This is a genomic window from Streptomyces coelicoflavus, from assembly GCF_003112555.1.
GTDB lineage: Bacteria > Actinomycetota > Actinomycetes > Streptomycetales > Streptomycetaceae > Streptomyces > Streptomyces coelicoflavus.
This window is the reverse complement of record NZ_BEWB01000010.1, coordinates 349,353-368,910: the sequence shown is the minus strand read 5'-3', so window position 1 is coordinate 368,910 and position 19,558 is coordinate 349,353. Positions and strand designations below refer to the sequence as shown.

Here is a 19,558-nt window from a genome sequence, read left to right as displayed (position 1 = left end):
CGCCCACGTCCGGCAGGGGGCTGAACAGCATGACCACGATCCTGGTGACCGGCGGCACCGGCACGCTCGGCCGGCTCGTCACCGAACGGCTGCGCACCGACGGGCACGAGGTACGGGTGCTCAGCCGGCACAGCCGGCCGTACGCCGTGGACCTGCGCGAGGGCGGCGCCGGCCTCGACACGGCGCTCGCCGGAGCAGACACCGTCGTGCACTGCGCGACCACGCAGCGCGGCGGGGACGAGCGGTCGGCCGCGAACCTGGTCGCGGCGGCGAAGCGGGCCGGGGTGGCCCACCTGGTCTACATCTCGATCGTGGGCGTCGACCGGGTGCCGCTCGGCTACTACCGGTCCAAGCTCGCCGTCGAGAAGCTGGTGGAGGAGTCGGGCCTCGGATGGACGGTGCTGCGGGCGACCCAGTTCCACGACCTGGTGGTGCGGGTGCTCCGGGCGCTGGCCAGGATGCCGGTCCTGGTGCTGCCCGCCCATGCCTCGGACCAGCCGGTGGAGGTGGCGGAGGTCGCGGACCGACTCGCCGGACTGGCCGTGGGCGCCCCCGCCGGACGGGTGCCGGACATGGGCGGCCCCGAGGTGCGCACCTTCGCGTCGCTGGCCCGCTCCTACCTGGACGCGACGGGCCGCCGTCGGGCCGTGGTGAACGTGCCGCTCGCGGGGAAGACTTACCGCGCGTTCCGCGCGGGCGGGCATCTCGCGCCCGAACACGCGGTCGGCAAGGGCACATTCGAGGAGTACCTGGCGGTGCGGTTCGGCGGCGGGGAGGGCGGACGGCGCGGATGAGCAGACGGGCGGGGCTGCGGGCGGGGCTGGGACTGCTCGCGGGCGGTCAGGTGGTGCTGGGGCTGTGGATCCTGCTGCTGCCCGGGCTGTTCTGGAAGTGGCCGTGGGTGTCGCATCTGCCGCCCTACAACGAGCATCTGCTCCAGGACTTCGGCGGGGCGAGCCTCGCGCTCGCCGTGGTGTTGTGCGCGGCGGTGGCGACGATGGAGCGCCGCCTGGTGCTCACGTCCCTGGTGGCCTATCTGGTCTCCGCCGTGGCCCATCTGCTGTTCCACGCCCGGCACCTGGAGCCCCTGTCGGCGGCGAGCGCCGCGGGTTTCGTGGCCCTGCTGGGGACGGCGGTGCTGCTCCCTGCGGTACTGGTGTGGCTGGCGGCGGACGGTTCGGCGTTCCGGGAGCCGGGCTCCGCGGGCACCGGCCGACGCCCCGAGTAGGAACCTTCCGGGCGCCGCGGGTTACCGCTCCGGCGGTGCGAAGAGGTCGTCCTGGGCGCGGTCGCGGGCGGTCAGCAGGGCACCGCGCAGGACCGCGCCGCCGCCCAGGGTGCTGGGCCGCACCTCCGTGGCCAGCGGGGACATCCGGGCGAGGCGGTGCTGGACGCGGTCGGCGAGGGCGTCGGCGCCGGCCCGGCCGATCTCACCGGCGAGCACCAGGCAGCCGGGGTCGAGGACGGAGACGACGGCGGCGGCACCGAGTACGACCCGGTCGGCGAGGGCGTCGAGGAAGCCCTCGGCGGCGGGGTCGCTCCCGGACGCCGACCGGCGTACCGCCTCCCGGACCAGTGCGGCGGCGTGCGGCTCGGGCCCGGCGGGTCGTGCCGTCACCCCGTGCTCCGCCGCGAGCGCGGCGACCGCCGCCGCCCCGGCCACGGAGTGGAAGCCGCCGTCGCAGTCGGTGGCCGACGGCAGGCCCGCGGTGCCCGGCACCGGCATGAAGCCGATCTCGCCCGCTCCCCCGGACACACCCCGGCGCAGGGTGCCGTCGAGGACGACGGCCGCGCCGATGCCGAGGCCGAGCCAGAGGAGCACGAAGGTGTCCCGGTCGCGGGCGGCGCCGTCGCGCTGTTCGGCCAGGGCGGCGAGGTTGGTCTCGTTCTCGACGCCGACCCGCGCCTCGGGGAACTTCTCCTGGAGGGCCGCGATCAGACTGCGGTGCCACCCGGGCAGTCCGCTGGAGTCCCGGAGTTCCCCGCCGACCGGGTCGATCAGTCCGGGGGCGCCGATGCCGACGGTGTGCAGCCGGTCGGCGCCGGCCTCCTTGACCGCGCGCTCGACCAGGCTCACCGCCTGCTCCACCGCGGGACCGGTGCCGGAGTGGTCGTCGATCGGCACCGACGCCTCGGCGAGGACCCGGCCGAGCAGGTCGGAGACGAGCACGGCGACGCCTTCGGTGCGCACGTCGAGGGCGGCGAGGTGGGCGCGCCCGGCGACGATGCCGTAGAGCTTGGCGTTGGGCCCGCGGCGCTGCTCGCCGGACTCCCCCGCCACCTCGATCAGTCCGGAGGCGGTGAGGCGTTCGACGAGATCGGCGACGGAGGGCCGGGACAGGCCGGTCAGCTGCTTCAACTGCCCAGCCGTCAACGGGCCCTCCTGCTGGAGCAGCTGAAGGGCGAGCCGGTCGTTGATGGCCCGGGCGGTGCTCGGGGATGCGGGCATGCCGGGATCCTTCCAGATCGGGGGCGCGGAGGCGCACGCCGGTAATCCACTATCTATCAGGCAGGCTCCCTGATAGTTTACGCCGCGCGCTGCCACGCACTGCCGCGCACCGAGAACACGGAGGGGTGGACCATGAGCACAGGGACCTACGGGCGAGACGAGGTGAAGCGCGCCCGGTACGCCGTGGCGGCCGTGTTCGCCGTGCACGGCTCCGTCACCGGCTCCTTCGCGACCCGCGTGCCGTGGATCCAGGACCACGCCGGCGTGAGCGCGGGCCAGTTGGGGCTGGCGCTCGCCTTCCCGGCGCTCGGTGCCTCGCTCGCCATGCCGCTGGCCGGCCGGGTCACCCACCGCTTCGGTGCCCGCGCCGCCCTGCGCGGTCTGCTGGCACTGTGGACGCTGGCCCTGGTCCTGCCCTCCCTCGCCCCGAACCTGCTCACCCTGTGCCTCGCCCTGTTCGTCTACGGCGCCACGGCGGGCATGTCGGACGTGGCGATGAACGCCCTGGGCGTCGAGATCGAGAACCGTCTCGACAAGTCGATCATGTCCGGGCTGCACGGCATGTGGAGCGCGGGCGCGCTGATCGGATCGGCGGCCGGGACGCTCGCCGCCCACCTGGGCACGGACGCCCGGACGCACCACGTCCTGGCCGCCGCGGTGCTGACCGTGACGGGCCTGGCGGCCTGCGCCTGGGTGCTGGATCTGCAACCTTCCGAGGACGAGGACCCGCCGCCGCGGTTCGCGCTGCCGCCGAGGTCGGCGGTGCTGATCGGCGCGGTCGGCTTCTGCGCGGTGTTCGCGGAGGGCGCGAGCCTGGACTGGTCGGCGGTCTATCTGCGGGACGAGCTGGAGGCCTCGGCCGGTCTGGCGGCGGCGTGCACGACGGGCTTCACGCTCACCATGGCGCTGACCCGGCTCGTCGGCGACAAGGTGGTGGACCGGTTCGGCGCGGTGCGCACCGTCCGGGTGAGCGGGGTACTGGCCACCCTCGGCGGTCTGCTGGTCGTGGTCGGGGGCGGTCCGGCGGTGGCGATGACCGGCTTCGCGCTGATGGGCCTCGGCATCGCCGTGGTCGTCCCGCTGTGCTTCGCCGCGGCCGGCCGGGCCGGCTCCAACCCGAGCCTGGCCATCGCGGGTGTCGCCACCATCACGTACACCTCGGGTCTGATCGCGCCGGGCGCGATCGGCGGGCTCGCCGAGGCGACCAGCCTGGTGGTGTCGTTCGGTCTGGTGACCGCGCTGGCGTGCTGCCTGGTGGTGTTCGCGCGGGTGCTGCGGGCCGGGGACCGCAACCGGCCGACGATCAGTCCGCCGGCCGCAGAAGTGCCCGGCCGGCAGTCCTGAACGCCTCGCTCCACGGCGCCGGGCGCAGCGTCCGGGAGTCCAGCCGGACCAGCACCCGGGTGCCGCGGGCGTAGGTGGTGGCGCCGTCCGCCGAGCAGAACCGGAACCCGTAGGTCAGCCCGGTGGTGCCCAGCCGGTCCAGCCACAGGTGGACGGCGTAGGCGCCGGGCCGGGTGACCGGCGCCTGGTAGCCGATCGTCAGCTCCTTGACCGCGTTGCAGGCGTCGCCGGCAGCCTCCCAGTCGCCCTCGAACCGGAAGCCGTACCCGGCCCACAGCTCGGTCCAGGCCCGCTCGACCAGCACCGGGTAGCGGGCGTTGTGCAGCAGCCCGAGCGCGTCCAGGTCGTCGAAGTGGACGGTGACGGGGACGAGCAGGCCGTGGGACAGGGCGGGTGCGGTGGGTGCTTCGGCGGTCACGGGCGGGACTCCTGGTCGTGCTCGGCTGTGCGGCGTGCGGCGGTTCGCACGGGGGGCTCGTACGGGGGTTCGTACGGGGTTCGTGCCGGGTCCGTACGGCGGTCCCCCTCATCCTAAGCGGATGCTCAGGACACCCCCCGGGGAAGGGTGCAGGTCAAGCGCACGGGCGGGCACCCCCGACAATGGTCCGGACAGTCCTCACGTACAGAGAAAGCGAAACCTCACCATGGACCTCGGCGTGCGCTGGAAACTGCACGGGGACGGGAAGGTACCCGCCCCCGGAGCGGTGGTCCGCCCCGACGAACGGCTCTCCTGGCCCCGCACGGCCGGGCTCGGCGCCCAGCACGTGGTGGCCATGTTCGGGGCGTCCTTCGTGGCTCCGGTCCTGATGGGCCTCGACCCCAACCTCGCGATCATGATGTCGGGCGTGGCGACCGTCATCTTCCTGCTCGCCACCCGCGGCCGGGTGCCCAGCTACCTCGGCTGCTCGCTCTCCTTCGTCGGCGTCGCCGCGGTGATCCGGGCGCAGGGCGGCACCAGCGCCACGGTGACCGGCGCGGTCCTCGTCGTCGGCGTCGCGCTGTTCCTGGTGGGACTCGCCGTGCAGCGCTTCGGGGCGCGGATCATCCATGCCGCGATGCCGCCGGTCGTCACCGGCGCGGTGGTGATGCTGATCGGCTTCAACCTGGCCCCGGTCACCGCCTCCACCTACTGGCCGCAGGACCAGTGGACGGCGCTGTTCGTGATGCTGTTCACCGGTCTGGCCGTGGTGTGCCTGCGCGGCTTCTGGTCCCGGATCGCGATCTTCCTGGGACTGGTCTTCGGGTACGTCCTGTCCTGGGCGCTCGACCGGATCTTCGGGAAGATCCACTCGGTGGACGGCGGCGGCAAGCTGACCGACCACTGGCGGCTGGACTTCTCCGCGGTGGGTCAGGCCGACTGGATCGGGCTGCCGTCGTTCCACGGGCCGAGCTTCGAGTGGTCGGCGATCCTGGTCGCCCTCCCCGTCGTCATCGCCCTGATCGCGGAGAACGCCGGACACGTCAAGGCGGTCGGCGAGATGACCGGCGACAACCTGGACGACAAGCTGGGCACGGCGATCTCGGCCGACGGCATCGGCTCGGTGCTCTCCACCGCGGTCGGCGGGCCGCCCAACACCACGTACTCCGAGAACATCGGCGTGATGGCCGCGACCCGGGTCTACTCGACGGCCGCCTACTGGGCCGCGGCGGGCTTCGCGCTGCTCTTCGGCCTCTGCCCGAAGTTCGGCGCGGTCGTGGCCGCGATCCCGGGCGGCGTGCTCGGCGGCATCACCGTCATCCTCTACGGCATGATCGGCCTCCTCGGCGCGCAGATCTGGATCAACGCCAAGGTGGACATGCGCAACCCGCTGAACCTGGTGCCGGCCGCCGCGGGCATCATCATCGGCGTCGGCAACGTCAGCATGGAGTTCACCGACACCTTCTCCCTCAGCGGCATCGCGCTCGGCACCCTGGTCGTCATCACCGGCTACCACGCGCTGCGCGCCTTCGCCCCGGCCCACCTCAAGACCCAGCAGCCGCTGCTCGACGAGGGCACGTCGTCGTACGACGAGAAGACCGGACCCGGCGGTGACGGCGGCGGGGGTCAGCGCGCCAAGTCGTAGGCGTACGACGGGGTGAACGTGCCCGGTTCGCCCTTGCAGCCGTCGGACTCCCCCGGGAGCTTGACCCACAGGTAGGCGTCGATGCGCCCCATGCCGGTGCTCAGGGTCGGTGCGCGGCCGATCCTGCGGCCGGCCGGGTCGCACCACTCGCCGTCGGGCGGGGCGCCGTTGCCGTTGCGGCTGGTGTCGATGACGGCGCCGAGGGTCGCCGGGCCGCCGAGGGCGTCGAGGACGGCGCGGTCGTAGGCGATCTCGTCGGCGGTGGCGTGGAAGTTGGAGACGTTGCTGAAGACGCCGTCGGAGGAGTCGGCCGAGGCGGCGCCGGCCTGTTTCAGCCAGCCCGCCTGCTTGGCGGGCGCGTGCCAGCCGGAGTGGCCGGCGTCGTAGTAGACCCGGGCGCGGGGACCGGCGTCCTTCAGCACCCGGCCGGCCCGGGCCAGGGAGGCGAAGCGGTCGGCGCGGTCGCCGGCGGACAGGCACTCGGACTGGGCGACCGAGTCGGGTTCCAGTACGACGATCACCTCGCCGGAGCCGAGCCCGGCGGCGAACCGGTCGATCCAGGCGTCGTAGGCGTCCAGGTCGGGCGCGCCGCCCTCGGAGTGGCCGCCGCAGTCGCGGTCGGGTATCGCGTACGGCACGAGGACCGGCACCCGGCCCTGGGCGGCACCCGCGGAGGTGACGGCGCGGACCCTCGCGGTGATGGTGGCCGGGGTGTGGTCGGCGAACCAGACGGCCGCCGGGTGGTCGGCGATCCGCGACGCGATGACGTCCCGGCGCGGGTCGTCGGGGTGGGCCCGGACCCAGTCGAGGACCTGCGAGTCGGCGTGCCGGTAGAGGCGGGTGGCGGCGGTGGGCGGAGGTTTCTCCTTCTCGGAGACCCGCTTCGGCGACGGGTCGGGAGCGGGCCTCCCGGTGGCCGGGGACGACGACGCGGAACGCGACGGCACCGCCGACGGGGACGGGGGCGGGGACGGCGGGGCGGGCGGGGTGTCCGGGCGCACGGAGTGGGTCACCTGCGGGTGGGCGACGTCGGCACCGTCGCCGTCCTCGTCGCCGGGCGCGGTGAGCATGCCGGTGGCGGTGCCCACCGCGACGACGACGGACGCCGCCGCGACCATCGCACCGCGCCCGACGGCGCGCCTGCGCTCGGCCCTGCGAGCGGCCGGACGCCGGGCACGAAGGCCTGACACGTACGGTCCCCCTCCCCCGCGCGGCGGGCGCGTTCCCCCGTTCTGGGGAAGCGTCGGGCCCGCCGGCACTGCCGTCAGCCTAAAGCTGCGACGCTGCCGCCATGGCGCACTGCGAGCAAGTCCCGACGGCCGCCTCGTCGGTGGACACCGTGCTGTTCCGGATGCGCGCCCTCGACTCGGCGCTGCCGGCCCGCGACGGTCTGGCGGTGTTCAACCGTGTCTACCTGGCCGTCACGGAGGCCGTGGACCGCCACATCGACGGCGGCCGGTTCCCGGACGCGCGGGCGGCTACGGCGCTGGACGTGCGGTTCGCGGAGCGTTATCTGGCCGCCGTGGACGCGGCGCAGGAGGACCGCCGTCCGCCCGCGTGCTGGCGCCCCCTGTTCCAGCTCCGCCGCCATCCCGGGGTACGGCCGCTGCAGTTCGCGCTGGCGGGCATCAACGCGCACATCGGCCACGATCTCGCGCTGGCCGTGGTGGACACCTGTCGTACGCTCGGCTGCGAACCCGTCGACCTGGAGGACGAGTTCGATCGCGTGGGTGATCTCCTCGTCTCGCTGGAGGAGCGCATCCGCGACGAGCTGATGCCGGGACCCGACCTCCTTCAGATCGCCGACCCGCTGACCCACCTGCTCGGCTCGTGGAGCCTGGAGCGCGCCCGTGAGGCCACCTGGGCGGCGGCCCGCGCGCTGTGGGCGCTGCGCCGGCTGCCGGACGTCGCCGGGGAGTTCACCGTCCGGCTGGACGCCGCGGTGGGCTTCGCGGGCCGCATGCTGCTCACGCCGCTGCGGGACTGATCCGGCCGGTGCGACGGCGTGCGCTCCCGGAACTCCCCCGCGATCGCTGTACGTTGAACCCGGTTGGAACCATGCGCAGCATGCGGACCATGGGCGGCATCGCACCCCGACGGCGAAGGAGCACCCCGGCATGACGACCCGGCTCGGACTCGGCCTCCCCCAGATGCGGCAGTACGACATCGGCAAGGACGTCCCCGACGTGGCGCGCGCGGCGGAGCGGATGGGCTACGAGAGCCTGTGGGTGTTCGAGCGCGCCCTGTTCCCCGAGCCCGCCGCCGAGGGGCTGTACGGCATCGAGGGCCTGCCCTGGCCGGACACGTACCGGAGCGTGGCGGAACCGCTGGTCACCCTCGCCCTGGCCGCCGCGGTCACCGAACGGGCCCGGCTCGGCACGAGCGTCCTGGTCGCCCCGCTGCACGTCCCCTTCCAGCTGGCGAGGGCCCTGGCCACGCTGGACGCGGCGAGCGGCGGCCGGGTGCTGGCGGGCTTCGGCACCGGCTGGTCCCGCGCCGAGTACGCGGCGGCGTCCGTGCGGCCGTTCGCCGAGCGCGGTGCCGCCCTGGACGAGTTGATCGGGGTGTGCCGCGCGGTGTGGGGCCCGGACCCGGTGGTGTACGACGGAGAGGTCACGAAGATCGCGTCCGCCGTGGTCGGCCCCAAACCGGCCCGGCCGATCCCGGTCCTGCTGGCGGCGGGCGACAGCGGCCGGGCCCGGCGCCGCCTGGTCGACCACGCCGACGGCTGGCTGCCGACCGGCATCGGTGCCGAGACGGTCGCCGAGCAGTGGCGGCGGCTGCGGGACCTGGCCGCCGAGCGGGGCCGCACGAAGCCCCTCCGGACGGTGCTGCGGGTCAACACCCGCTACAGCGTGAAGAACCACGAGGGCTCCGGCCGCCGCCCCTTCCAGGGCGGTGTCGACCAGATCGTCGAGGACCTGGCCGCGCACGCCGAGATCGGTTTCGACGAGATCCTCGTCGACGTGCAGAGCACCACGCGCGACGCCGGGGAACTCAAGGACGTCGCCGCCCGGATCTACGAGAAGGCCCGGGCGGCCGGGATCTGAGGTCCCGCGCCGGGAACCCCTAGTCCTCCGGGAGTTCCACCGGCGCGATCTCCTCGTACAGGTCGCCCGGGCCGGGGTTGGTCGTGTCGGTCTGCCCGCCGAAGTGGTGCATGACGCCCCAGACCGCGTTGAGCGCTGTCTGGACGGCCCCCTCGGCCCAGCCGGCCGTCCAGGAGATGTCGTCGCCGGCGAGGAAGATGCCCCGCTTGTCCTCCGGCAGCTCCTCCTGCATGAAGTGGGTGAACAGGCGCCGCTGGTAGCGGTAGTGGCCGGGCAGGTTGGCCTTGAACGCGCCCATGAAGTAGGGCTCGTTCTCCCAGGAGACCGTCACCGGGTTGCCGATGACGTGCTTCCTGATGTCGACCTTCGGGTAGATCTCGCCGAGCGACTTCAGCATGACCTCCATCCGCTCGTTCGCGGACAGCGGCAGCCACTTCAGGCTGTCGTCGCACCAGGTGTAGGAGAGGCAGATGACGGCGGGCTTGTCCGGGCCGTCGTCGAGGAGGTAGGTGCCGCGGGTCATCCGGTCGGTGAGCGTCATCGACATGACGTCCCGGCCCGTGTGCTCGTCCTTGTCCAGCCAGAACGGCCGGTCGACGGGCACGAAGAGCTTGGAGCTCTCCATGTAGTGGGTCCGCTCGATCGCGGTCCAGTGGTCGATCGGGAAGAGCGAGTCGTCGCAGGCGATCTTCGAGAGCAGCATCCAGGACTGGGCGGTGAAGATCGCCGCCCGGTAGGTGCGGATGTCGCCGTCGGCGTCGGTCACGGTGATGCGGTTGCCGGCGGTGCGGTTCAGCCGGGTCACCGCCGGGCGGGGTTCGCCGTCCGGGTGCAGGGTCTTCAGCGAGGTGCCGTACGGCCAGTGGACGATCTTCTCCGGCTCGCGTTCCCAGAGCCGCAGCGGCAGCTGCTGGGAGCCGCCGACGATGCCGCGGTGGTGGTCGTCGGCCTCGGTGTAGACGACGCGGAGGATCTCCAGGATGGAGTTGGGGAAGTCGGTGTCCCAGCCGCCGGTGCCGAAGCCGACCTGGCCGAAGATCTCGCGGTGCCGGAAGGACTTGAAGGCCTCCGAGTCGCACAGGAAGCCGTAGAAGGTCTGGTTGTCGAACTTCTCGACCAGCTTCGCCCAGATCTCGCGGATGCGGGGGACGTCGCGCTCGCGCAGGGCGCGGTTCATGTCGGAGAAGTCGGCGCCCTCCTCCAGGCACTTCGCCCAGGCGTCGGCCACGTCCCGGTAGACCTGCGGCAGGTCGTCGAGGGTCTCGGCGTAGTGCGACTCGCCCTTGAGGTCGACGACGGTCGAGGGGGTCGCCTCGGCCAGCGGGTTGGGGAAGGCCCGGGTCTCGAGGTCCACCAGGTCGATGTAGTGCTGGAGGGCGGTGGAGGACGGCGGGAAGCGCATCGCGCCCATCTCGGCGGTCAGCGAGGGGTCGCAGCCGTCGAAGCCGACGGTGCGCAGCCGGCCGCCGATCCGGTCGGCCTCGTAGACGACGGGCTTGAGGCCCATCTTCATCAGCTCGTAGGCGGCCACGATGCCGGACAGGCCGCCGCCGATGACGGCGACCTCGGCGCCGTGCTCGGTGGCGGGTATCTGGCCGAGCCCGGCGGGGTGGGCGAGGAAGTCGTCGTACGCGTACGGGAAGTCCGGCCCGAACATGGTGATCGGCGGCTGCTGCTCGTCTGCGTGCTCGATCGCGTTGGGCACGGTGGACGTCATGGGGTACGGACTCCTTGCACGGGTGGAACGGGGGTCGGGACGCGCGGGGCTCCGGGTCTCAGGCGAGGGCGCCGTAGAGGCCGGGGCGGCGGTCCTTCAGGTACGGGTTGGCCTCGCGCGAGGCGGCGAGGAGGGCCGGGTCGACGTCGGCGAGGATCAGCTCCTCCGCCCGCCCGGCGCGGGCGCGGGCGACGCCGTCGGGCCCCGCGAGGACGGACAGGCCGACGAACTCGAACTCGCCCTCCTGGCCGACGCGGTTGACGTACGCGACGTACATCTGGTTCTCGAAGGCCCGCACCGGCACGACGGACTCGGCGACGAACTGGAACGGGTGCATCTGCGCGGTCGGGACGAGCAGCAGGTCGGTGCCGGCCAGGGCGTGGGTGCGGACGTTCTCCGGGAACTCCACGTCGTAGCAGATCATCAGGCCGACGGTGAGGCCGTTCAGACCGGCCTGGACGACGGGCTGCTCGCCCGGCGTGAAGTGGTCGCGCTCGAAGCAGCCGAAGAGGTGGGTCTTGCGGTAGTTCGCCGACCGGGTGCCGTCCGCGGCGACGAGCTGGAGGGAGTTGAAGACGCGTTCGCCGTCCCGCTCGGGGTAGCCGTACGCGACGGCCAGGCCGTGCCGGCCGGCGATCTCGGCCACGGCGTCGGCCGAGTCCCCGTCGGCGGACTCGGCGAGGGCGTCGACGGCGTCGCCGATGGCGTATCCGGTCAGGAACAGCTCGGAGGTGACGAGCAGTGCTGCGCCCGCGGCGGCGGCGCGGCCCGCGGCCTCGTCGAGGACCTTGAGGTTCTCGGCGACGGAACCGGGGCGGCCGGAGCTCTGGAGCAGGGCGGTGCGCATGCGTGATCCTCACCGGTCAAAGGGGGTTCGGGGGCCAGATAGACGGTACGGTCGGCGGGCTCGGGCGGACAAGACGGACCCGTTGCGCGCCGGTGAGCGGATCGTTGCGTGCGTCCGGCACACCTCGGCGATTCGTTGCGCGCCCGGGCGGGCGCCCCGTCCTCCCCGGGGAGCAGGCCCGCGCCGTCCCTCCCCGCCGCGCGGCGGAGGCGGCTTTCGACCCGGGCCCGATGTGGCGCGGGCGCGGCGCCGGAACAGTGGGGACCGTTCGGTCCACCGGTTTCGCATCCCTGGGAGACGACCCGCCATGAAACGCCGTACCGCGACCGCCGCGCTCTGCGCCGCCCTGCTGATCACCGCCACCACCACGGGAGCGGCCGTCGCCGACGGCCCCCACGGGGGCCCGCACGGCGGCCCGCCGCCGAGGGAGGCCGCCGCGCTGACCGGCACGGCCGAGCTGTACCGGTCGGCCGGGGACGACATCACCTTCACCTTCGACGCCCACCTGGCCGCCGAGCACGGCGACGACCCGCTCCGGGCGACCGGCACCTTCGAGTTCAGCCACTACCTCAACGGCGAGGGGGCGCGGGCCAAGGCCGACGTGGACTGCCTGCTGACCGGCGGCGACGTGGCCGTCGTCTCCGGCGTCATCACCGACTCCGACCTTCCCGGCGCCGAGGGCAGGCGGGTCGGGGTCACGGTCCACGACCTGGGCCGGCACGACCGCCTCGGCTACAGCTGGGCCGCCATGGGCAGCCCCGCGGAGGGTGGTGAGCTGCCCCGGTGCGTGTCGTCGGCACCCTTCGAGAAGGTCAAGAAGGGGACCGGCGACTTCCACGTCGTGCCCTGGCAGCCGCGACTGTAGTCCGGGCGGCGCCGGCCAGCACCAGCGCCGTCACGAGGTACGGCACCGCGGACAGCGCGAACGCGGTGCCGTGGCCCCACGCCGTGGCCGCAGCCGCGTAGGCGCCGTAGGTGGCGAGGTTGCCCAGCTCGCTGCCGAGGCCCGCGACCGAGGTCAGGGTGGCCCGCCCGGTGTCGTCGATGCGCTGCTGGAGGCGGGCGTCGGCCAGCACGGTCGCCAGCTGGAAGCCGCCGAAGGCGAGCGCCACCAGGACCAGTGCGCCCGGTGTGCCGGCCAGGGCGCCGACGGCCAGGGCGAGTGCGGAACCGGTGAGCAGGGCGGCGAACCCGCTGGTGGTGAGGCGTTCGGCGGGGCCGGCCAGCAGACTGCCGGCCGTCGCACCGGCCCAGATCACCAGCAGCAGCCAGGGCACGGTCTCTGCCGCCACACCGGTGTCGCGCGCCAGCAGCGGCGTGTACTCGTCGAGCGCGCCCCACACCGCGGTCACGGCCGCTACGAGGAGCAGCGCGCCGCGCACGGACCGGTCGGCGCGGGCGTCGGCCAGTCCCGCGCGCAGGGTCGCGGACCAGCGTTCGCCGCCGCCGGAGGGTGTGCGGTGCTCGGGGAACCGGGTGGCGACCACCGCCCCGGCCAGGCAGGCCAGCACGCTGGCCGCGCCCACCGCGTCGTAGCCGCCCCGGGCGAACACCGGACCGGCCAGGCCCATGGCGGACATGGTCGCGGCGATGCCGATCGCGCGGGCCCGCCCCATGACGCGGGCGTACTGGTGGGCCGCACCGGCCCGGTCCAGCTCGTCGTAGACCAGCGCCTCCAGCGCGCCCGAGCCGAGCGCGCCGCCGGCGCCCCACAGCACGAAGCCGAGCGCGAAGGCGCCGTAGGAGGGCACGAGCACCCACAGGGCGAAGCCGGCGGCGGTGAGCAGCGGGCCGAGGATCAGCAGCAGCCGCCGGGAGAAGGCGTCGGCCCAGGCGCCGGAGGGCACCTCGAGCAGCACGCCGGTCAGCGACCACAGGGCGAACAGCGAGGCCGTCTGCCAGACGGACAGACCGGTGTCGGCGAACAGCAGCGCGTACACCGGGTAGAGCAGGACGAACTCGTCGCAGAACGCGGAGGCGTACAGGGTGCGCACGAGCCGGCGGGTACCGGCGGGCGCGTGGGCACGCCCGGGCGAGGTGGAGAGAGTCATGAGGCCTTCCCGAGGGGGCGGATCGGACACCGGAGGTACGGCGTCCGGGGCGGCCCTCGGGAGGAGGCGCTACGGGTGACGCGGGTGGATCAATGTCGTCGGCTCATGGCACCGATGCTAGACGCCGGCCGGCGTCCTGCCCATGGGATTACGTGGGCGAGCCCGACGAGAAGCGCCGCAGCAGCGGGGAGAGCACCAGCACGGACTTGGTGCGCTCCACGAACGGCTCCCCGGCGATCCGCTCCAGGACCCGCTCGAAGTGGCGCATGTCGGAGGCGAAGACCTGGGCGACCGCGTCCGCGTCCCCGGTGACGGTGGAAGCGGCCACCACCTCCTGGTAGCGCTCCAGGCCCCGCTGGATGGTCTCGGGCGAGGTGTTGCGGCGGCAGAAGATCTCGACGAACCCCTCGGTCTCCCAGCCGAGCGCGGCCGGGTCGACCCGGACGGTGAAGCCGGTGATGGCTCCGGTGGCGCGCAGCCGGTCCACGCGCCGTTTCACGGCGGGCGCGGACAGGCCGACCGACTGCCCGATGTCCGCGTAGGAGCGGCGGGCGTCCTCGGCGAGGGCGTGCACGATGCGTTCGTCGAGATCGTTCAGCACTGCGGGTCGTTCACTTCACTTCTGGTGCGTCCGGACCTCGGAGGGGTCCGCTGTGGCGAGTCGAGAGCGGCGGTGGCCGTACACGAAGTAGAACACGAGCCCGACCGCCATCCAGACACCGAAGACCACCCAGGTGACGGTGGACAGGCTGCCCATCATCCAGACGCAGAAGCCGAAGCCGAGGGCGGGCAGGACCGGCGCCAGCGGGACCCGGAAGGTGCGGCGCATGTCGGGCCGGGTCCGGCGCAGCATCACGACGGCGACGTTGACGAGCGCGAAGGCGAAGAGGGTGCCGATGCTGGTGGCGTCGGCGAGCTGCCCGAGCGGGATGGCGGCGGCCAGGACGCCGCAGAACAGCGAGACGATCAGCGTGTTGGCGCGGGGCGCGCCGGTCTTCGGGTGGACCTTGGAGAACACCTTGGGCACCAGTCCGTCGCGGGACATGGCGAACAGGACGCGGGTCTGGCCGTAGAGGACGGTCAGGACGACGCTGGCGATGGCGACGACGGCGCAGAAGGCCAGCAGGGTGCCCCAGAAGCTCTGCCCGGTGACGTCGGTCATGATCTGGGCGAGGGAGGCCTCGGAGTCGGTGAAGGTCCGCCAGGGCCTGGCGCCGACGGCGACGGCCGCGACGAGGACGTACAGCACCGTGACGATGACCAGCGACAGCATGATGGCGCGGGGCAGGTCGCGCTGGGCGTTCTTCGCCTCCTCACCGGCGGTGGAGGCGGCGTCGAAGCCGATGTAGGAGAAGAAGAGCGTCGCGCCGGCCGCGCTGACCCCGGCCATGCCGAGGGGCATGAAGTGCTCGTAGTTGCCGGAGCGGAAGCCCTGTACGCCGATCGCGCAGAACAGCACCAGCGCCGCGATCTTGACGACGACCATGATCGTGTTGGCGCGGGCCGACTCGCGGGCGCCGCCGAGCAGGAAGGTCATGGCGAGCAGGACGACGATCAGCGCGGGCAGGTTGAAGATGCCGCCGTCGCCGGGCGGTGCCGACAGGGCCGCGGGGAGGGTGACGCCGATGGTGCCGTCGAGCAGCTCGTTCAGGTACTCGCCCCAGCCGACGGCGACGGCGGCCACGGACACGCCGTACTCCAGGATCAGACACCAGCCGCAGACCCAGGCGATCAGCTCGCCCATGGTGGCGTAGGCGTACGAGTACGAGGATCCGGCGACCGGGATGGTGCCGGCCAGTTCGGCGTAGGACAGGGCCGAGAAGAGCGCGGTGAGTCCGGCGATGACGAAGGACAGCGTGACGGCCGGGCCGGCCTTGGGGACGGCCTCGCCGAGGACGACGAAGATGCCGGTGCCGAGGGTGGCGCCGATGCTGATCATCGTGAGCTGCCAGAGGCCGAGGGAGCGGCGGAGGCTGCCGCCCTCGCCCTGGCCGCCCTCGGCGACGAGGCGTTCCACGGGCTTGCGGCGCATGAGGCGCGCGGCGAGACCCGGGGACGGTGGGCCGGCCGCCCCGTCGTGGTGCGGGGGTGCGCCGTGGTCGATCACGCGGTGACTCCTTTGTCGCTGCCGGTCGCGCCGCCGGGGTGAGCGGACGGGCTCCCGGCGGGCGTCTGGAGCGGCGGGGACCGGCGGGCAGGCTCGTGAAGAGCGGGAACCCACCGAGCGGGGTCCCCGCCACGCCACGTACAGCGCAGAACACTACGAGGGGCGCGGTGCTCCGGTAATGCAGCAACCTTGCGTGTTCGAGCACGATCGTTGCGTTCGACGGGGCGGCGCGGGGGTTCGTTGCGCGAGGCCTGCGGGGCGTTGCGTCCGGGACCGGCCGACGGCCGTCGGGCCTGGTCAGCAGCCGTACCGGGGCCGCGGCTCCGACGCCCCGTCCCGGCCCGTCGCGGCCCGTCCGGCGGGGCAGGTCGGGTGCCTCCGGTTCTGTCGGGTTCCGTCGGTCCTGTCGGGTTCCGTCGGTCCTGTCGGGTGCCGTCGGTCCGGTCAGGCGTCGTCGGGTCCGCCCGCGGCGGCGCGCGCGTCGGCCGCGTCCGTCGCGTCGAAGCCGATCTCGCCGGGCCGGCCGCGGGCGTCCTCCTGGGCGTCGATCCAGCGCATGTGTGCCTCCCACGCGGCCTGCTTGCTGGTGCCGAGCGCGGCCCCGATCTGCGCCCAGGAGGCACCGGCCTCGCGGGCGGCGCGGACGCTCGGCTGACGCCCGTAGGCGGCCTTGCGGGCGACCACCTCGCTCAGCGCGAGCAGTTCGAGGAGCTGGGGGCGGTCCAGGGCCTCGTCGTCGCTGCCGAAACCGGCGAGCGACTCGCGGGCGCGCAGTTCGTCGAGGCGGGCCACGGCGGTCAGCAGGGTGTGCTGCGGCTCGATGCTCTGCGGTGTGGTCATGCCCCTACCGTCCCGTCAGGCCTGCTTGACGTCAAGCAGGCCTGACGGGACGGTGCACGGGCCGGGCGCCGGTCAGCTCCAGCTGGCGTGCAGCGGCTTGCCCTCGGCGTAACCGGCGGCGCTCTGGATGCCGACGATGGCCTTCTCGGCGAACTCCTCCAGGGAGCCGGCGCCGGCGTAGGTGCAGGACGAGCGGACGCCCGCGATGATCGAGTCGATCAGGTCCTCGACTCCGGGACGGGCCGGGTCGAGGAACATCCGGGAAGTGGAGATGCCCTCCTCGAACAGCGCCTTGCGGGCCCGGTCGTACGCCGACTCCTCCGAGGTGCGGTTGCGCACCGCGCGCGCGGAGGCCATGCCGAAGGACTCCTTGTAGGCGCGGCCGTTGGCGTCGTGCTGGAGGTCGCCCGGGGACTCGTAGGTCCCGGCGAACCAGGAGCCGACCATCACGTTGGACGCGCCGGCCGCGAGGGCCATGGCGACGTCGCGCGGGTGGCGGACACCGCCGTCGGCCCACACGTGCTTGCCGTACTTCTTGGCCTCGGCGGCGCATTCCAGGACGGCGGAGAACTGGGGCCGGCCCACGCCGGTCATCATCCGGGTGGTGCACATGGCGCCGGGGCCGACGCCGACCTTGACGATGTCGGCGCCCGCCTCGATCAGGTCGCGCACGCCCTGGGCGGAGACGATGTTCCCCGCGACGATCGGCACCCGCGGGTCGAGCTCGCGCACCACCTTGACCGCGCTGATCATCGACTCCTGGTGGCCGTGCGCGGTGTCGATGACGAGGGTGTCCACGCCCGCGTCGAGCAGCTGCTTGGCCTTGCCGGCCACGTCGCCGTTGATACCGACGGCGGCGGCGATGCGGAGCCTGCCGTTCGCGTCGACGGCCGGGGTGTACAGCGTGGCGCGCAGCGCGCCCTTGCGGGTGAGGATGCCGGCGAGGCGGCCGTCCTTGTCGACGGCGGGCGCGTAGCGCCGGTTGGCGGCGTCGAGGGTGTTGAAGGCCTCGCGGGGGTCCAGGTCCGCGTCGATGAGGATCAGGTCCTTGGACATGACCTCCTCGAGCTGGGTGAAGCGGTCCACGCCGGAGAGGTCGGCGTCGGTGACCACGCCGACCGGCCTGCCGTCCTCGTCCACGACGACGCCCGCGTTGTGCGCGCGCTTGGGCAGCAGGGCCAGCGCGTCGGCGACGGTCTGGTGCGGGGCCAGCACGATCGGGGTGTCCAGGACGTGGTGGCGGCTCTTCACCCAGGAGACGACGTCGGTGACGACCTCGATCGGGATGTCCTGCGGGATGACCACGAGGCCGCCGCGCCGGGCCACCGTCTCGGCCATCCGGCGGCCCGCGATGGCGGTCATGTTGGCGACGACCAGCGGGATCGTGGTGCCCGTGCCGTCCGGGGCGCCGAGGTCCACGCCCTGCCGTGAGCCCACGGCGGAGCGGCTCGGCACCATGAACACGTCGTCGTACGTCAGGTCGTACGAGGGCTGGATGTCATTGAGGAAACGCACGTGCTGCACATCCCAGTCGATCAGAGGTGGCCCCCGGACAGGTCAGCCAGGGGGAAAGAGCACGTACTTCATTGTCCCACGAGGCGTGGCCGATCATCCCCGGGCGGATCATCCAGGCTGGTCAGCGACCTGTTTGGAGGATCATCCAGGGCCGAGGGTGACGAACAGCCCCGGGCCGCGGTCGGTGGCCTCGGCGAAGACCTCCTCGGCGACGGCCCACTCGTCCGGCCGCGCCTCGGCGTACGCCCGCCAGCCCTCCACGACGAGGACCAGGCCCCGGTCCGCCGCGCCCTCGGGCCAGACGGAGGGGTCGGCGAGGGAGTCGGCGAGCGCGTCCCAGTTGCGGCCGAACCAGTCGGGCAGCGCCAGGTCGCGGACGCAGCGGTCCATCAGGCCCGCCTTGTCCGTGACCCCGCCGAGGTCCAGCGTGACCACGAGCCGTCCCGCGGAGTCCTCGGTCATGTCGCGCCCCTTCTCCCTGGTCTTGCCGTGCCGGCCGGACGTCAGATCCCGTCGGGGTCCGTCCGGTTGAGCGTCGACTTCGGTGCCGGGCCCGCCGTCATCAGGTAGTCCGCGGCCGACGTGTCCGTCACCAGGCTGGTGACGAGACCCGAGCGCAGCACCGCGTCGATGGCCGCCGCCTTGCGCTGCCCGCCCGCGATCGCGACGACCTCGGGGATACGGCGGAGCTGGTCGGCCTTGACGGTGATGCACCGCTCGCCCAGGTCCCGCCCGACCCGGCGCCCCTCGGAGTCGAAGAGGTGGGCGGACATCTCGGCGGCGACCCCGAGCGAGGCGTAGTGCGCCCGCTCCTCGTCGCTGAGCATGTCGTGCACCGTCGAGATGCCCGGCTCCCAGGAGCCGATGGAGACGCAGGCGACCGTGACCTTGTCGAAGTACTCGAAGGCCCGGGCGATGCCGGTCTGGTGCCGCAGCGCCTGCGCGGTCGCCGCGTCCGGCAGCAGCATCGGCGCGTAGATGGGGTGCGCGTCGCCGCCGGACACCTGGGCGGCGCGGCGCACGGCCTCCACCGAGCCGCGCTCGGCGGTCCCGGCGTCGTACACGCCCGTCAGCTGCACCACGGTGCACGGCGGCAGCCGGTCGAGCGCCGCCGCCATGTGGATGGTGGACCGGCCCCAGGCCAGGCCCAGCACATCCCCCTCGTTGACCAGCTCGCCGAGCAGGTCGGCGGCCACCTCCCCCAGGTTCTCCGGATCGGGCGTCTCCTCGGCGTCCGCCGGTGACTCCACCACGACGGCGTGCCGGAGCCCGTAGCGGGCGCGCAGGGCGTCCGAGCGCTCGGCGTCCAGCTCGGCCGGCACCCGGATCTCGATGCGTACAAGGTCCCGCTCGAGGGCGGTCTCGAGAACCCGGGCCACCTTGAAGCGGCTGACGCCGAACTCCTCCGCGATCTGGATCTTGGACTTGCCCTCGAGGTAGAAGCGGCGGGCCATGGCCGCCGCCTGGACCAGCTCAGCGGGTCCCATCCGCATGGCTGAACGGCCCGCCGACATACCCGACACGGCGATCTCCTCACTGCTGTTCACACTCTGGATACGCCGTTCATCCTTGCAG

At 73.3% G+C, this 19,558-nt stretch carries 19 protein-coding genes; 7 read left to right on the top strand and 12 right to left on the bottom strand.

Features of this window, described 5'->3' with window-relative positions; translation table 11 throughout:
- Positions 1 to 29: 29 nt before the first annotated feature.
- Entirely contained in the window at positions 30 to 794 is a 765-nt protein-coding gene (locus Sco07f_RS25560) for an SDR family oxidoreductase (protein WP_108989295.1), read from the top strand.
- On the top strand, positions 791 to 1,228 hold the full coding sequence (locus tag Sco07f_RS25555) for a hypothetical protein (RefSeq protein WP_239109908.1): 438 nt from the start codon (positions 791 to 793) through the stop codon (positions 1,226 to 1,228). The genes Sco07f_RS25560 and Sco07f_RS25555 overlap by 4 nt, the downstream gene beginning before the upstream one ends.
- Positions 1,229 to 1,249: 21 nt before the next feature.
- Here the strand turns inward: Sco07f_RS25555 and Sco07f_RS25550 are convergent, their stop codons facing one another.
- Positions 1,250 to 2,449, bottom strand: a complete 1,200-nt coding sequence (locus tag Sco07f_RS25550; protein ID WP_108989294.1) for an ROK family transcriptional regulator — start codon at positions 2,447 to 2,449, stop codon at positions 1,250 to 1,252.
- A 132-nt stretch (positions 2,450 to 2,581) separates the two neighbouring features.
- On the opposite strand from Sco07f_RS25550, the gene Sco07f_RS25545 reads away from it, so the two are divergent.
- Positions 2,582 to 3,793 carry an MFS transporter gene (locus Sco07f_RS25545; RefSeq protein WP_054101798.1) on the top strand — a complete coding sequence of 404 codons (1,212 nt, stop codon included), beginning with the start codon at positions 2,582 to 2,584 and terminating at the stop codon, positions 3,791 to 3,793.
- On the opposite strand, the gene Sco07f_RS25540 is transcribed toward Sco07f_RS25545, so the two are convergent.
- Positions 3,753 to 4,211, bottom strand: coding sequence for an acyl-CoA thioesterase (locus tag Sco07f_RS25540; protein WP_087791992.1), 459 nt, complete (start codon positions 4,209 to 4,211; stop codon positions 3,753 to 3,755). The two genes, Sco07f_RS25545 and Sco07f_RS25540, sit on opposite strands and share 41 nt — an antisense overlap.
- Before the next feature lie 226 nt (positions 4,212 to 4,437).
- Here Sco07f_RS25540 and Sco07f_RS25535 point away from each other — a divergent pair, with 226 nt between their 5' ends.
- A complete protein-coding gene (locus Sco07f_RS25535) occupies positions 4,438 to 5,856 on the top strand; it encodes a uracil-xanthine permease family protein (protein ID WP_007447480.1) in 1,419 nt (472 codons plus the stop codon).
- Here the strand turns inward: Sco07f_RS25535 and Sco07f_RS25530 are convergent.
- Positions 5,838 to 6,974, bottom strand: a complete 1,137-nt coding sequence (locus Sco07f_RS25530; protein ID WP_108989293.1) for a glycoside hydrolase family 6 protein — start codon at positions 6,972 to 6,974, stop codon at positions 5,838 to 5,840. The two genes, Sco07f_RS25535 and Sco07f_RS25530, sit on opposite strands and share 19 nt — an antisense overlap.
- A gap of 173 nt (positions 6,975 to 7,147) precedes the next feature.
- On the opposite strand from Sco07f_RS25530, the gene Sco07f_RS25525 reads away from it, so the two are divergent.
- Together Sco07f_RS25525 and Sco07f_RS25520 are read left to right on the top strand one after the other, a co-directional pair.
- Complete coding sequence (locus tag Sco07f_RS25525; protein WP_007447481.1) at positions 7,148 to 7,843, top strand: DUF5995 family protein; 696 nt, start codon at positions 7,148 to 7,150, stop codon at positions 7,841 to 7,843.
- Between the two features lie 130 nt (positions 7,844 to 7,973).
- A complete protein-coding gene (locus Sco07f_RS25520; RefSeq protein WP_054101802.1) occupies positions 7,974 to 8,906 on the top strand; it encodes an LLM class F420-dependent oxidoreductase in 933 nt (310 codons plus the stop codon).
- Positions 8,907 to 8,925: 19 nt separating this feature from the next.
- Here Sco07f_RS25520 and Sco07f_RS25515 read toward each other — a convergent pair whose 3' ends face one another.
- Both Sco07f_RS25515 and Sco07f_RS25510 read right to left on the bottom strand, forming a co-directional pair.
- Complete coding sequence (locus Sco07f_RS25515; protein WP_108989292.1) at positions 8,926 to 10,623, bottom strand: flavin monoamine oxidase family protein; 1,698 nt, start codon at positions 10,621 to 10,623, stop codon at positions 8,926 to 8,928.
- Between the two features lie 58 nt (positions 10,624 to 10,681).
- Positions 10,682 to 11,470 (bottom strand): carbon-nitrogen hydrolase family protein, encoded by a 789-nt coding sequence (locus Sco07f_RS25510; protein WP_108989291.1) that lies wholly within the window; start codon positions 11,468 to 11,470, stop codon positions 10,682 to 10,684.
- A 307-nt stretch (positions 11,471 to 11,777) separates the two neighbouring features.
- Here Sco07f_RS25510 and Sco07f_RS25505 point away from each other — a divergent pair, with 307 nt between their 5' ends.
- Complete coding sequence (locus Sco07f_RS25505) at positions 11,778 to 12,335, top strand: hypothetical protein (RefSeq protein ID WP_007447485.1); 558 nt, start codon at positions 11,778 to 11,780, stop codon at positions 12,333 to 12,335.
- Here the strand turns inward: Sco07f_RS25505 and Sco07f_RS25500 are convergent.
- From Sco07f_RS25500 to Sco07f_RS25470, 7 genes are all read right to left on the bottom strand, one after another.
- Positions 12,283 to 13,521, bottom strand: a complete 1,239-nt coding sequence (locus tag Sco07f_RS25500) for an MFS transporter (protein ID WP_108989290.1) — start codon at positions 13,519 to 13,521, stop codon at positions 12,283 to 12,285. The genes Sco07f_RS25505 and Sco07f_RS25500 overlap by 53 nt on opposite strands.
- Positions 13,522 to 13,669: 148 nt before the next feature.
- Positions 13,670 to 14,122: an Lrp/AsnC family transcriptional regulator gene (locus Sco07f_RS25495; protein WP_003977367.1), complete on the bottom strand. Its 453-nt coding sequence runs from the start codon at positions 14,120 to 14,122 to the stop codon at positions 13,670 to 13,672.
- A gap of 15 nt (positions 14,123 to 14,137) precedes the next feature.
- Positions 14,138 to 15,628: an amino acid permease gene (locus tag Sco07f_RS25490; RefSeq protein WP_108989289.1), complete on the bottom strand. Its 1,491-nt coding sequence runs from the start codon at positions 15,626 to 15,628 to the stop codon at positions 14,138 to 14,140.
- A 444-nt stretch (positions 15,629 to 16,072) separates the two neighbouring features.
- Positions 16,073 to 16,468: a hypothetical protein gene (locus tag Sco07f_RS25485; protein WP_054101806.1), complete on the bottom strand. Its 396-nt coding sequence runs from the start codon at positions 16,466 to 16,468 to the stop codon at positions 16,073 to 16,075.
- Between the two features lie 72 nt (positions 16,469 to 16,540).
- Complete coding sequence (locus tag Sco07f_RS25480; protein WP_007447445.1) at positions 16,541 to 17,983, bottom strand: GuaB1 family IMP dehydrogenase-related protein; 1,443 nt, start codon at positions 17,981 to 17,983, stop codon at positions 16,541 to 16,543.
- Positions 17,984 to 18,124: 141 nt separating this feature from the next.
- Complete coding sequence (locus Sco07f_RS25475) at positions 18,125 to 18,445, bottom strand: barstar family protein (protein WP_007447447.1); 321 nt, start codon at positions 18,443 to 18,445, stop codon at positions 18,125 to 18,127.
- Positions 18,446 to 18,486: 41 nt separating this feature from the next.
- On the bottom strand, positions 18,487 to 19,530 hold the full coding sequence (locus tag Sco07f_RS25470) for a sugar-binding transcriptional regulator (protein ID WP_042825775.1): 1,044 nt from the start codon (positions 19,528 to 19,530) through the stop codon (positions 18,487 to 18,489).
- Positions 19,531 to 19,558 lie beyond the last annotated feature (28 nt).

Coding starts and splice junctions, on each gene's coding strand:
- Sco07f_RS25560 (WP_108989295.1), top strand. CDS start 30: ATGACCACGATCCTGGTGACCGGCGGCACCGGCACGCTCGGCCGGCTC.
- Sco07f_RS25505 (WP_007447485.1), top strand. CDS start 11,778: ATGAAACGCCGTACCGCGACCGCCGCGCTCTGCGCCGCCCTGCTGATC.
- Sco07f_RS25475 (WP_007447447.1), bottom strand. CDS start 18,445: ATGACCGAGGACTCCGCGGGACGGCTCGTGGTCACGCTGGACCTCGGC.
- Sco07f_RS25485 (WP_054101806.1), bottom strand. CDS start 16,468: ATGACCACACCGCAGAGCATCGAGCCGCAGCACACCCTGCTGACCGCC.
- Sco07f_RS25550 (WP_108989294.1), bottom strand. CDS start 2,449: ATGCCCGCATCCCCGAGCACCGCCCGGGCCATCAACGACCGGCTCGCC.
- Sco07f_RS25545 (WP_054101798.1), top strand. CDS start 2,582: ATGAGCACAGGGACCTACGGGCGAGACGAGGTGAAGCGCGCCCGGTAC.
- Sco07f_RS25530 (WP_108989293.1), bottom strand. CDS start 6,974: ATGGTCGCGGCGGCGTCCGTCGTCGTCGCGGTGGGCACCGCCACCGGC.
- Sco07f_RS25525 (WP_007447481.1), top strand. CDS start 7,148: ATGGCGCACTGCGAGCAAGTCCCGACGGCCGCCTCGTCGGTGGACACC.
- Sco07f_RS25515 (WP_108989292.1), bottom strand. CDS start 10,623: ATGACGTCCACCGTGCCCAACGCGATCGAGCACGCAGACGAGCAGCAG.
- Sco07f_RS25520 (WP_054101802.1), top strand. CDS start 7,974: ATGACGACCCGGCTCGGACTCGGCCTCCCCCAGATGCGGCAGTACGAC.
- Sco07f_RS25510 (WP_108989291.1), bottom strand. CDS start 11,470: ATGCGCACCGCCCTGCTCCAGAGCTCCGGCCGCCCCGGTTCCGTCGCC.
- Sco07f_RS25555 (WP_239109908.1), top strand. CDS start 791: ATGAGCAGACGGGCGGGGCTGCGGGCGGGGCTGGGACTGCTCGCGGGC.
- Sco07f_RS25500 (WP_108989290.1), bottom strand. CDS start 13,521: ATGACTCTCTCCACCTCGCCCGGGCGTGCCCACGCGCCCGCCGGTACC.
- Sco07f_RS25535 (WP_007447480.1), top strand. CDS start 4,438: ATGGACCTCGGCGTGCGCTGGAAACTGCACGGGGACGGGAAGGTACCC.